8 protein-coding genes are annotated in these 12,302 nt (G+C 49.2%); 2 read left to right on the forward strand and 6 right to left on the reverse strand.

Features of this window, described 5'->3' with window-relative positions; translation table 11 throughout:
- A partial coding sequence (locus D6783_05260; protein ID RME52293.1) for a hypothetical protein occupies positions 1 to 3,189 on the reverse strand: 3,189 nt, incomplete at its 3' end.
- A gap of 366 nt (positions 3,190 to 3,555) precedes the next feature.
- Here D6783_05260 and D6783_05265 point away from each other — a divergent pair.
- Positions 3,556 to 4,260 carry a hypothetical protein gene (locus D6783_05265; protein ID RME52294.1) on the forward strand — a complete coding sequence of 235 codons (705 nt, stop codon included), beginning with the start codon at positions 3,556 to 3,558 and terminating at the stop codon, positions 4,258 to 4,260.
- A 26-nt stretch (positions 4,261 to 4,286) separates the two neighbouring features.
- On the opposite strand, the gene smc is transcribed toward D6783_05265, so the two are convergent.
- From smc to D6783_05290, 5 genes are all read right to left on the reverse strand, one after another.
- A complete protein-coding gene (gene smc / locus D6783_05270) occupies positions 4,287 to 7,769 on the reverse strand; it encodes a chromosome segregation protein SMC (GenBank protein ID RME52295.1) in 3,483 nt (1,160 codons plus the stop codon).
- Positions 7,770 to 7,958: 189 nt separating this feature from the next.
- Positions 7,959 to 8,840: a ribonuclease HII gene (gene rnhB, locus D6783_05275; protein ID RME52296.1), complete on the reverse strand. Its 882-nt coding sequence runs from the start codon at positions 8,838 to 8,840 to the stop codon at positions 7,959 to 7,961.
- 140 nt (positions 8,841 to 8,980) lie between these two features.
- On the reverse strand, positions 8,981 to 9,481 hold the full coding sequence (locus D6783_05280; GenBank protein RME52297.1) for a hypothetical protein: 501 nt from the start codon (positions 9,479 to 9,481) through the stop codon (positions 8,981 to 8,983).
- Between the two features lie 478 nt (positions 9,482 to 9,959).
- Positions 9,960 to 10,943, reverse strand: a complete 984-nt coding sequence (gene dusB, locus D6783_05285; protein RME52298.1) for a tRNA dihydrouridine synthase DusB — start codon at positions 10,941 to 10,943, stop codon at positions 9,960 to 9,962.
- Positions 10,944 to 11,225: 282 nt separating this feature from the next.
- The gene (locus D6783_05290; GenBank protein ID RME52299.1) at positions 11,226 to 11,504 is read right to left on the reverse strand and encodes a hypothetical protein; all 279 of its coding nucleotides are present in this window, start codon (positions 11,502 to 11,504) and stop codon (positions 11,226 to 11,228) included.
- A 469-nt stretch (positions 11,505 to 11,973) separates the two neighbouring features.
- Here D6783_05290 and D6783_05295 point away from each other — a divergent pair.
- On the forward strand, positions 11,974 to 12,302 hold a 329-nt coding region (locus D6783_05295; GenBank protein RME52300.1), incomplete at its 3' end, for a hypothetical protein.

A 12,302-nucleotide genomic window follows, 5' to 3' on the forward strand; every position in this document is an offset into this window, starting at 1 on the left:
CAAACCAGCAGCAGCACTACAACCAAACCTACTCCCCACCAACGTCAAATCAAACACGTCAACTTCAGTCGAGCAATCCAAATCACCCAAACCACCAACGCACGACGACGAACACGGCGCACACGAACCCCCACAATCAACACCCTCCTCACCACCATTCTGAACACCATCAAAACATGAGGGAGCTGCCTCGAGCGACGTGATTTCTAGACCGTTGATGGTCCATTCGTTGTATGTTCCGCCAAGGTCGTCAAAGGTTATGTCGAGCGTTCCGTCAGCAACGTCTATTTGGGAAGTTCTCGTGCTTGGGTTGTTCTGGCCCAGGGTCAAGTCTGGGAAGAGCACCACGCCTTCTGCTTCGATTTTCATGTTGTCGATGGCGTGGTGGTGGTTGTTGAGGTAAAACGTGAGTTCATAGGCTCCGTTTGGCACATCGACACTGAAGGTGAGCGGGTTGTAGTGTTTGTGGTGGTCGCGGTAGATTGCATCTGTTATCTGGCCAGAGATGGAGTAGCGAGGGGTTTCGCTCCAGCCATACCCTCCGGGAGCGTAGTGCGTTGTTGGGAGGATGCTGATCCAGTCTTGCCGCGTGACGATGAAGTCGGGGTTGTCAAAGTCAAACTGGTATAGTGTCTCTGCGGGCGTGGTGCATTGTTGGTCTGCTCCGGTGCAGTCTTCGTCGACGCCGTTTCCGCACACTTCTGGAGCGCCTGGATGCACGCTCGCATTGTTATCATCACAGTCATCACCAACAAGGGCGCAGTCAGTGTTCAAGCCCGCAACGCCGTACCCGTCACCGTCACTATCCGTGCAAACACATTCCTGCGCCACGCCATCACAATCCTCATCCACACCATTCCCGCACACCTCAGACGCGCCGGGATTCACACCCGCGTTGCTATCATCACAATCAGGTCCAAGAGCGCAGCCACCCCCGTAGCCGTCCTTGTCAGCATCTGTGCAGACAGGGCCTCCGCCTCCTTGATACTCTACTGCTCCTGCGTCGCACGCGCCATCGTTACGAGGATTGCCGAAGTAGTCGTAGCTTGGGCACCAGGAGGGGTTTGCCAGGTTTATGGCCGGATTTCCTGCGAGTGGGGTGTAGTCCGCTCCTCTTTCGGGGTTGTCTGTCCAGTCCGGGTCGATGAAGTAGTCGCGAAGATCGATGTTATAGCGCGAGACTGAGTGTTGTTCTTTTCCGTCTGCTTGCACTTGAGCAAGAGTTTTTCTTATGTTGTTTCCGTATTCGTGGATGACTGGCTGGTTGGGTTCTGTGAAGTACGCATTATAGTCGGGTTTTGCAGTGTCGTACACGTCACGCTCTTCCCACCGATAGAATTGTCGGGCAGCATTGGTGGCTGCGAACCAGAGGTAGACGTTGTTTTGAATTACGTTATTTGCGGCGTTTGTTGTGCTCGTCGCGGTTCGGTCGTATTGCCAGTGAGTCACGGTGTTTCCTGCAAAGCCGCAGGATCGACCGACGGTATTATGGATAAAGACGAATCCTGCATTCTCGGCTGGGTGCGTGACTATTTCTCCAGTGCCGCATTCAAGTATGTTGTTAATCCAGAATGCGTATTTGTTTTGCGGATCATTGACTTCGCCATGAAAAATAGGTCCGTGCGTGCCGCAACCGTCCCATTGTTCTCGATGCGTTCCGGCGTCGAAGTCGTAGCAGTCCGTCCCGCTCCCTGCGGTGTAGACGGGCTCATCGCCGGGGTATGCTGATCCGCCAAAGAGCCTGCTTGAGTCGAAGACCGGAGCTGACGCGAGGGACGTTCCTGAACCAAAGGGTTGGGTTTCGCCGCTCTTGGGGAAACCTCCAAGAAATTGTGTTTTGTAAAAGCCCATCCAGTCTCCAATGTGGCCGATGGGCCCCATGGTGATGATTGCATCTTCAACTGCGATGTGGTGGTGGATGCCTGAGGACGCGTATGGCCACGCGTTGCCGAGGACGCGTATGCGTTGAAATATGAAGTGAGCGCCTGAGGAGGTTCCCAGTTGAAACCCATGCTTGTCGGCGTCTTTGTCTCCTCTGTGTTCTTGTGCGGCGAGGAGAGTGAGGTCTTGAACGAGGTGGTATGTTCCTTCAAACAAGCTGTTGCGCTTTTCTTTTGAGCCGATCCACACGTCTGACGCTGTTGTGATGGGTTCTCTCGGGTGGAAGTACCAGCGATCATCGCTGGGGTTTGGGCACCCCGTGGGCATGTCTTGATCGAGAACGACTGCGAGGGTTCCTGGCCAGGTGTTCGTCCAGGCGATGACATACTCGTCGGTCGCGGGAGGTTGATATTGGCTTCTGAGGTAGCGAGAGTCAACCCATTGACTGTAGGGCCGAAGCCCCTTTGGTCGGCCGAGTGTTGCTCCAACTGCTATGTCGTCGTCATCTACCATGTCGAGACGAAGCGGTGCTTGGATTCCTGCGTGGCCAGCGACGGATGTCGTCCCGCTTCTGGGATGCGTGCCAACTGCGTTACTGACGACGGCATGCGGTGCGCAAAACGTCCACACGTTGGTGCAGTCTTGGATGCCTGGTTGTGATCGATCGCAATCAAAGGGTGCGCCGGTGAATTTGTGAAAGTCGCTGTAAGAAACATCTGTGAGGCGGACGTAATTGGTGAGGATGGTGTTATCCCTGCCTTCTCCTTCTATGTGGTAGAATTGCACGGTTTTTCCTGTGCTCCCTGTCGTGGTCGTTCCCCTGTAGCCTTCTTCTAGTGTGAGTTGGGTGTCGCTCTGAATTGATGATACGCGAGTCCAGGGAACATATTTTTGTACGCGGTAGTTCACGTCAGTGTCTGTTGGGTCTGCGTCGCAGCGAATAAAGTCGCCGGGGGAGACTTGGCTTGTGAATTTCGTGTTCGTCCCTGTTATAGTTGTTACGCCATGGGTGCAGGCAAGGGTGCCTGTAAGCGTTGTTGGCGTTGTTGTTTTGCTCCAGGCTGCTGGGAGGTCGTTAAAGATTCCCGTTCCGATATGGCAGGTGTCGCCTGCCTTCATTATTTCGTAGCAGTGCCGAACTGTTGCAAAAGCACAATTCCCTGAAGTTCCGGGCGTGTTTGAGAGGCCGTTGCATGAGTCGTTCCCGTCCGTTCGGACGTAGTACGTTGTTGCGAGTGTTGCGTGGGTGGCTAACACGAGTATGACGAAGAAGAGCGCGGGACGGAGTAGACGCGTGTTTCTTGACATAAACCTGCAGTTATTTTTTTGTCTTGTCTTTTATAGTTTTCGTTCTAACAAAACCGTTTAAATGGTACTGCAAAACGTTTAAAAAGGACTGGAACGCACCTCGCTGCTGTGCACCGGTGGTCTAATGGCTATGACTCCGGCCTTCCAAGCCGGCTATCCGGGTTCGAATGGTTGATGAGTAACGTCTGTACTGACTATTATTCGTCGGCACGAAAGTCCCGGCCGGTGCACGTTCTTTTTTTGTTTGTTTCGTGTTTTTTGTGTTCCTGCCCCTTCCTCCGTCTTCTTTAGTGTTCGGCGCTACCGAAACGTTAATATACTCCTTCGCTCCTGGACTGTTCTGTTTAGCATGGGAGGGTCAAGTCAATGGTGAGCAGGTTTATCATTCATAAGGCCATGATTAAGTTAGCGCGGGAGATTATTCGCATTATCAGTGAGACCTCGAAGATTTTGAGTTCGCATGACGTGTCTGAGCAGGCGCTCACGGCTATTCAGCAGGGCGTCTTTGATATTGCAACGTATACGCAGAAGCTTTTTGCTGTCGTAACAAAAGATTCTGAAGTGGAGAAGGAGCACAAGGAACTGTTTGAGAAGCTAGATCAGGTGTTGAAGAGTGTTGAGGATGCTTTGGAGGATCGTAAGGTCGAGCCGAAGCTGAGGCACGAAGTTGACAAGATGGATGAGCTGGTCGAGGCCGCCGAGCTTGAGGAGTTCGAAGAGTTAAAGTCTGATTGGCGCATCCAGACGCATTTGAAAGAAGTGATTGACAAGTTGGACGTGTATAAAAAGCAGTATTTGCAGTTTTACGCGACGAAGAGGGATGAACTTGCAGTCTTGATGCGTGAGCTTGCTTTGCACATGACCGCCGTGCTCAAGCTTCTTGACATTGACGTGAAGGAGGATAAGGAGATTATGCTTCACTTGAAGATGGTGCATTCATTAGTTGATGAGGCAAAGCAACCAGCGTTGAGCGGGGTGTGGGAGAAGACTGGGCAGAAGCAGTACATGGACGAGGTTGTGGAGAAGGTTAACGAGGAATTAAAAGAAGAAATGAGTGATGGCAGTTCTTAGCGCTGTTTTTTATTTTTTCGTTTTGTCTAGAGTTGGAGTGTTGTTATTTTGCTGATGCCGTCGCTGTCCATAGAGACGCCGTAGAGGTTGTCTGCTTCTGAGATGATGGCGTCGTTGTGGCTGATGATGAGGTATTGTGCCTTGTCAGCGTAGGCACGGATCATTTTTGCGAGTTTTTCGCTGTTGTGCTTGTCGAGGGCGGCGTCAACTTCGTCTAGGACGTAGAAACTTGCCGGTTCGTGTTCTTGGACGGCAAAGAGGAAGGCTAGGGCTGTGAGTGTTTTTTCGCCGCCGGAGAGTGAGCGAATATCCATGAAGCGCTTGGTTGAGAGGCGGACTCGGAGAGTGAGCCCTCCTGCGAAGGGGTCTTTTTTATCTTCGAGTTCGAAGAAGGCTTGGCCCTTCGTGGAGAGTGTTCCGAAGATGGTGCTGAAGTTCTTGCTGACGACTTCGTAGGTTCGCATGAAGAGTTCTTTTTTACGGGAGTCTATTTCATTGATCATGACGAGGACATCTTCTCGTTCTGTTGCAAGACGCTCTTTTTTCTTGATGAGTTGGTCGTACTCTTGACTTACTTTGTCGTAAATTTCGAGGGCTTTGAGATTGACGGCGCCAAAGTTTTCGAGGAGTTTCTCGAATTCGTTGATTTCTCTTGTCATGACCGCCTCGCTTTTTCCTTCGAAGCGCGGGACGCCATCGAAAGGTTTTGCTTCTTCTTCTATGGCGGCGATTTCTGCTTTGAGACGCGCAATGTCGAGGTTGATCGCGTTTGCTTTGGCTTGAAGCGTGCGTATTTGGTCTTGGAGTTGGAAAATATTGTTTTCAGCTTTGGTTATTTCCTCTGCGATTTTGCTCCTCTTGTTGAAAAGGTCTTTGAACTGAGCAAAGAATTTCTTCTCTTCTTGTTCTTTTTGTTTGAGTTCTCGCTCTTGTTTGGTTATTTGCTCTTGAAGCGTTTTTTGTTCGGTGAGGAATTGTTCTCGCTCTTTTTCGTGTTGCTTGAGGATTTTTTTGATGTTTTGTGCTTCTGGCCCGAGGATGTTGGCCATTTCGCTTTCCGCGTTTTTAAGTTGGGCGCGAAGTTCGACGATTTCTGTTTTGAGTTCTTGGCGCTTGTCTTGGAAGGTGTTGAGTTCTGCGAGGAGGCGGGGGTTACGCATCGTGGCCAGTTTTTCTCTCAGATTGCTCTTTTCTATTTTGAGCGTCGCGAGGTTCCTCGTTTTCTGGCTTATTTCATCGGCGAGTTTGTCGAGTTCTTTGGCGATGGTTTCCTTCTCTTTGAGGAGTTTTTGCTTGGCTTCTTTGTTCAGATCGAGGTCTTCCGAATCGATAAAGAGTGTTTTTTCTTGTTTGATAATTTCTCCTTCAAGTTCGGCTTTGAGTGTCCTGAGGCGCTCTATGAGTTCGTCTTGGTCTTGTTTTTTCTGTTCGAGTTTTCTGATGATTGCTTCGATGTCTGCAAGTTCTTTTTCGATGGCGTGGAGTTCTTTTTGTGTTTCTTTTTCCTGAAATCCTGTCCCTTCCTTGCGGTTGCGAAATCCGCCTTGCATGGCGCCGCTCCGTTCGATGAGATCTCCTGATTTCGTGACCATTCTGTAGGTTCCGATGCCGATGCTTCTGGCTGCAGGAATGGATTCAACGATGAGCGTGTTGGCGAAGACGTAGGCGAATGCTTTGGCGTATTTTTTGTCGTACGTGATGAGGTCCACGGCGCGACCAATAATGCCTTTGGATTTGGGCGCTTGTTGTGGCGGCGGCGGGGTTATTTTGTTGAGGGGGAGGAAGGTTGCAACACCGAGTTTGTTGTCCTTGAGGTAACGGATGCACTGCTCGGCAACTTTGTCGTTTTCAACGACGACAGCGTTCATGCGCGCGCCAGCCGCAACTTCGAGGGCGGATGCTAGATCCCTCTTGACGCTGCCGAGCTGCGCGATTGTTCCGTGGATTCCTCGTATGCTCTTTTTTTGTTCGAGAATGCGCTTCACTGCGAGGTTTCTCGTTGCCGCTTCTTGTATGGTTGCCGTTCTTGCTTTGAGTTTTGAGTGCTCTTCTTTTTTCGAGAGGAGCTTGTCGCGCGCGTTTGCAAGCTGTGCAGCTATATTGCTGCTTTCATTGAGTGCCTTGCTCAAGTCAAGCGTGGTTTGCTTGAATCGTGCTTTTTTTTCTTTAAGCTCTTGTAGTTGATCTTTGTGTTCCTTGGCAAGCTTTGCCACCTTGCTTATTTTTTCGTCAAGCGTTGAGAGTTTTATTTCGATACGGTCCTGTTCCCTGAGCAAGTTTTGCTGCTGTTCCCTCAGTTCGCTAATTTCTTCTTGGATGTGTTCGGCTTCCTTATCGATGGCTACGATGCGGCTGTCCAGGTCCGCAGCGTCCTCCATGTGATGTTTTTGCTTGAATTCATCTATTCGCTTCTCAAGCTTTTCTATCTCTTTTTCCTTCTTTGCAATTTCATCAATGATTGATTTTCTGCTCTTTTCTTGGATTTTTATTTTTGAATCAAGCTCTTTGTTGGTTCTGAGCAACTCTTCTCGCCGCTCTTGCAGTTTGAAGAGTTCTTGCTTGAGCGTTTCAATGCGTTGCTTGCCAAGAGCGATGTCGAGCCTGAGCTTTTCGACTTCTTTGTGCAACGCGACTTGGTCGCGCTCTCCTTTCTCTTCAACTTCCTTGTTGATAGCTTCAACGTTCTCTTTTTTCTTTGCAATATCTTCTCTGAGTTTACGTATTTGTTCTTCGGCTTTTGTTATTTTTTCTGTGTATCCTTGGTAGGTTGCGAGGTGTTTGTCAAGTTCGTTTGTCTTTTTTTGTTTTTTAAGGTCTAGAAGGGTTGCCTTGTTTCGCTTGAGTTTCTGGTCGAGGTCTTTGAAGCGTTGGGCTTGGTCGCGTTCTGCTTTGAGCTCTTTGAGGTAGCTCTCTCGTTCAGTGAGGATGATGTGTGCTTCGTTGAGTTTTTCTTCGACACGGGTGAGTTCTCGCAGAGCTTTTTCTTTTTTGTCTTCGTAAATAGAGATGCCTGCGATTTCTTCAATAACCCGCCTTCGTTCTTCAGGCGTCATATCTGCCATGTGAACGATGTCTCCTTGGAGGACGATGTTATGCCCGTCTGGGTCAATTTTTGCCTTGGCAAGGATTTCAAGTATTTGTTGGCGGGTGTGCGTCTTGTCGTTGATTTTATAGGTGGACTGTCCTGTCGGTTTGATGATACGAGTGATTTTAAGCTCGTTGCCAACGTTGCCGAAGACGTTGTTGGTGTTTGCAAAGTAGATGGAAACTTCGCCTTGTTTTGCTGGGCTTCTTTTCTTTCCGCCGTTGTAGATGAGGTTGGCGCTTTTCTCTGCCCTGAGGCCCTTGGCGCTTGCTTTGCCAAGAACAAAGCAAATGGCGTCGAGAATGTTGCTCTTTCCGGAACCATTGGGGCCGAGGACGCAGTTGAATTTTTCGCCGAGAACGAGCTCGGTTTTGCTCGCGAAGGACTTGAAACCCTTCATCTCTAGTCGAGTAATTCTTGTCATGGTATGTCTCTTATGTCTCTTGTTTCGTGCTGCTCCAACGGAGGTGTTTGTCTCGAGAGGTGTTTATAAAGCTTGCTGTTTGTCAGGAGAGGTATCTTTTTGTCAGGGAGCATATTTTGTTGGTGTGATAGGAGGATCTGGTGAATCGAGAAGCAGGAGAAGAACGTTTGTTTTTTTCAGTATGTGTTTTCAGCGTATGTTTAGTTTCTTGAGCAGCTCTCTTGTTGCTTCTTTGGCCGCCTTGCTTCCTTGCAAGAGGAGTGTTCCGGTTGTGTACTTAATGAGTGTGACGCCGGGGCCTTTCATTCGTACGGTTTCGTAAGGCGTTTTTGTGTTTTCAAAGGAAAAGCCGTGACGCGTCAGGGTGGCAAAGGTTTTTTCGTCCGGTTTCTTGCTTCTTCCTGCGGGTCCTGTTGGGGCAAGGGTGGTTTGCCGGGGTTTTCGCAGTTCTTTCACCGGCGCCCATGACGCGCGTATAATGCTTGCGAGCTTGGGGTTATTGTACTGTTCTTGAAGTGTTTTTTGCGTGGCAGGGTCTGTGAGGTACCCTGAGCCGAGGTTGATGCCTGTCTTGGCAGTGAGCTCTCGAATTTTCTTGTCTCGTGTCACTTTTGCGAGAATGGAGGCGGCAGCAACGCATGTGAAGCGCTGGTCGGCTTTGTTTTCGCAGAGGAGGGTGAAGTCTTGGTTCCCTAGCTTTGTTTGGAGGTACTTCTTGAATGCGTTGGTGTTCTTTGTTGGAGAATCTACAATGACAGTGGTTATGGGAAGGCGTTTGGTGAGCTTTTTGATAATGGCCACTGCAGTGTCCGCTTCAAGCCAGTTGAGATTGGTTGTGGTTGACTGAACTGCGTGGTCGATTTCCGCGGGGTGTACGATGATGATTTCGTGGGGGTGGCGTGTGATTTCCTTGTATAGCCGCTCGCGGGCGGGGGGTGAGAGGAGCTTGGAGTCGGTCACGCCGAGTTTTTTGAGGTCTCGTTCTTGGTTGGGTGTAAGGGCGACTCCTGCCATGACTAGCGGCCCAAAGACCGGACCTCTTCCTGCTTCGTCAATGCCCAGCGAGTACATAGGTGGCTGCTTTTGGGGCGTGCTGGGTATTTAAGTGTTCGGGTTTCGCAAGGCAACAGTCCCGTCTGGCAAGCGCGTGCTTTTCTTGTTGCTTCCTCGGTGCTCCTTCTTGTGCAGGCTTGCTTTTGTTATTCGCTCCTTCAGGTGTAGGCGCCGGCGACGCGGCCGAGTGCGTTGCTGGCCGCTTTTCTCCTTTTCCTGCGTTTTGTTGTGTTTGGTTCGATCGCGACCGCGTCAGTCGCGACTGACAGCAGGTGAACAAGCGTCTCCAAACCTTGTTTGGGGTTTTTTTCGTCCGGCCTCAGCACTGTGTTGTTTACTTTTTCTGCAACGCCTAGCACGCCTCTGAGCAGTCGTTCAAAGGTGGTGTGAGGTATTGCTTGCGCGTTGGTAAGGTAGAGGCAGGGCGTGTTTGCATCGTCGGCGGGGGTTTCAGAGATGCGAGTGATTTCTTCACAATGGTATGTCTTGTTCTGCGTGTCGTAGACGATTCGATAGTGGATGTTGTTGGGTGGGGAGGGGTGATGGTATCGAGGAACTGCTTTGTTCATTGTAGGCCTCCTTGTGTGTCCTGTTTTCTTGTTTTTACCAAGTGTTGTTTTTGGTGTTGTGTGTGGCTGTGCTTTGGTTATTGTTTGCACGTGTGTTGTTCATTCCTTTTGCCTGTTGCTGCTCTGCTTATGTGATGCAGGAGGTGCTGTTTTGGCGTCCTTGGTTGGACGGGGAGGGCTTCATGGGAAAGCAAGAATCAAGAAGAGAGTGGTTGCAGCACTGCCTGCCGATGATGGCTGCGGCTCGGAGTGGTGTTTGCAGGTCTTGTTCGTTTTTTGTTTGTTTCATTTGCTTTCCCTCGTTTTGTTCTTTTTCTTGTTTTTCCTAGTCTGTTCTCTACAAGGTTTTGAAGAGCGCTCAGGTGGAATATGCTGAGCGCATACTCACTTGGAAATAAAGGTGCAGAGAACAGAGGTATTGCTAAGAAGGTGCCACTGATTCTGAGGCGAGTACCTTCCTAGCATGCGTGTACCTTGATTGGTTTGAGTATTTATATTTTTCGCTTGGAGAGGGATTTTTTAGCTGAGATATGTTTTGAAAATTGTTTAGAAGCTGTTTTTTCTCGTTTTAGTGGTTGTTTTGTTCTTCGCGGTTCTTCACCGTTCGTTTCTCAAGTTCTTGTTTGCGTCGTTCGAGGTAGTCTCGTATGTTTTCAAAAGGGAGGGTGGCGAGGTCCTTGCGCATTGTTGCGCTGTGGGGTATTCCTTTCGTGAAGTTGATGATTTGTTGACGGATGTGTGTTGTTGGAATGTGATAGTGGCTAGCGAGGCGGTAATAGGAGAGGGCGTCGTCGAGTTGGACGTGGTACGGCCATTGATATGTTGTGCCTGTTTCGAGGTAGGTGTTGATAGCGTGGAAGATGCGGGGGCGTCCTATTGCTCCTCTGCCGACCATGACGTAGTCGCAGCCTGTTTGTTCGAGCATGCGTTGAGCATCGTGTGGCGTTCGTATGTCTCCATTGCCAATGACTGGGATCCGTACTGCTTGTTTGACGTGGCGGATGGCGTCCCAGTCTGCCCGGCCGGAGAAGTATTGTTTTTGTGTTCTTCCGTGGATGGTTATTGCAGCAGCTCCTGCTTTTTCGCAGAGTTTTGCGACAGCCACAGCGTTGCTGTGGTTCTCATCGATGCCTTTGCGTATCTTGACGGTGAATGGTTTGGTGAGGTGCCGCGTGATGGTTTTGAGGAAGTGGTAGAGTTGTTCTTCGTTGGCGAGAAGAGCAGATCCTGCCCCTTGCCTGATGACTTTGTAGACGGGGCAGCCGAGATTGAGGTCGATGATGTCTGCATAGCGTTCCACGGCTTTTGCGGCGGTGATGATGTCTTGGAGATTGGAGCCGAAGATTTGAACGCTCGAGGGTTGTTCACTGGGGTGGAGTGCGAGTTTGGCAAGTGTTTTCTCGTTTTTCCTGGCGATGGCGGTGGCTGAGATGAATTCTGTTGTGGTAAGCGCTGCTCCGTGTTTTCTGCAGAGTGCTCGGAAGGCGATGTCTGAGACGCCGGACATGGGCGCGAGGAGTGCTTTGCCTTTGAGTGGTGGAAAGCGTGGCATGGGAAGAATGAGTGGTGGTCGTTGGTGGTTTATATATAATCAGTTTATAGGTGCTGCTTGTGCAATGGTGAGGCGACGCTAAAACCTTAGGGGTTTTTAACGTGTATGGATGCTTCTCAGGTGGCTGCAGGCATCTTAACGTCCATTATAAACGTGTGGATTTTGGAAGGTTTGATGGTTTCCTTGACAAAAAGCACGAGGACTTAATACTGCCTTCCTTGTCCATTCTTGATCGTGACAACGTTTGATTAGGATTCGTGAGCAAATTCGTCTCGTCGGACCCTAAAAAAAGAAAAAGAAGCATTGCATTATCCAATTAACAAGGGAATGTTGGCCTGTTGCTGCCAAGTAGGCACCCATCGCAAAGTTTGCCATGCCAAGCACAAACCCTATTATTGAGCAAATAAGCGATACCGTTGCGAGTTTTCGTCGTGCTTTGCCTCGTACACTTAACAGCAATCCAAGAATTGCAATTGGCAAACCAAAGAGGGGTATCAACCAAAACACTAAACTAAGACTTCCAAGAACCGGTGCAGTTTTCGATGCTTTTTCTTCAATCACACACAACACCTAAAAAGAGCATTGAAAGCAACATTTATGACTTTTGCGAATATGGTTTGGTCAAAGTAAGCAAAATCGCATTGGCAGCTTCTCTCTCGCTCATTTTCATTACTCTTTCCTGTGTTTGCTAAAACAAGGCTGTCGTTTGCAAGAAGGCTTTGCAAACCAAAAAGAGAGGGAGTAGATTATTTTCAGAAGTGCCCTGTGAATTTCCAAGTGAGCAGCATGGGAGACGAGGATAAGAAACTGTTCGCGCGTTCTCAATCAAGGCAGAGACCAATAGTCGGGTTGTTTTTTGTTTGATTTCAGCAAATACGGTCTTGATTTCATCTTTTGAAAATTCACAATCATTTCATTTCAGAAAAACTATTATTCTTTTTCAACGGACGATATGAGAGAAGATAAAACAAGTAGGAGGTAAACAAAAATGGAAGTAAGTAAAAAAACAGTACTGGGAGGGGTTTTTCTGATGCTCCTTCTCGGAGTCGTTCTTGTAAGTGCTAGCGGGTATTACAGCGCTTACGAGCTTCATAAGAGATTGATGGCCTCTGATGACTTTGTTGCCATGCATACTGCAATGATGCGGGGCGATTTTAAGGCTGCTGAGAAATACCATGAAACGTTGGACTTCGAGTGCCCAATGCATGACTTAGTTAAAGAAGGAGATGTTTCATTGGAAGATTTTCAGGTGATGCATGAATGGATGATGTCCGGAAGGTTCCCTAAAGAAAAACCAGCACAACTCAGTGAAGCTGCTTGGGAATTCCATAAGAGTCATCATCCTGAAATCTATAAATA

It is taken from the genome of Candidatus Woesearchaeota archaeon, from assembly GCA_003694805.1.
Taxonomy (GTDB): Archaea; Nanobdellota; Nanobdellia; order Woesearchaeales; family J110; genus J110.

Bases quoted from the DNA above. Each gene is read 5' to 3' on its own strand.
- smc (RME52295.1), bottom strand. From the start codon at position 7,769: ATGACAAGAATTACTCGACTAGAGATGAAGGGTTTCAAGTCCTTCGCG.
- dusB (RME52298.1), bottom strand. From the start codon at position 10,943: ATGCCACGCTTTCCACCACTCAAAGGCAAAGCACTCCTCGCGCCCATG.
- D6783_05265 (RME52294.1), top strand. From the start codon at position 3,556: ATGGTGAGCAGGTTTATCATTCATAAGGCCATGATTAAGTTAGCGCGG.
- rnhB (RME52296.1), bottom strand. From the start codon at position 8,840: ATGTACTCGCTGGGCATTGACGAAGCAGGAAGAGGTCCGGTCTTTGGG.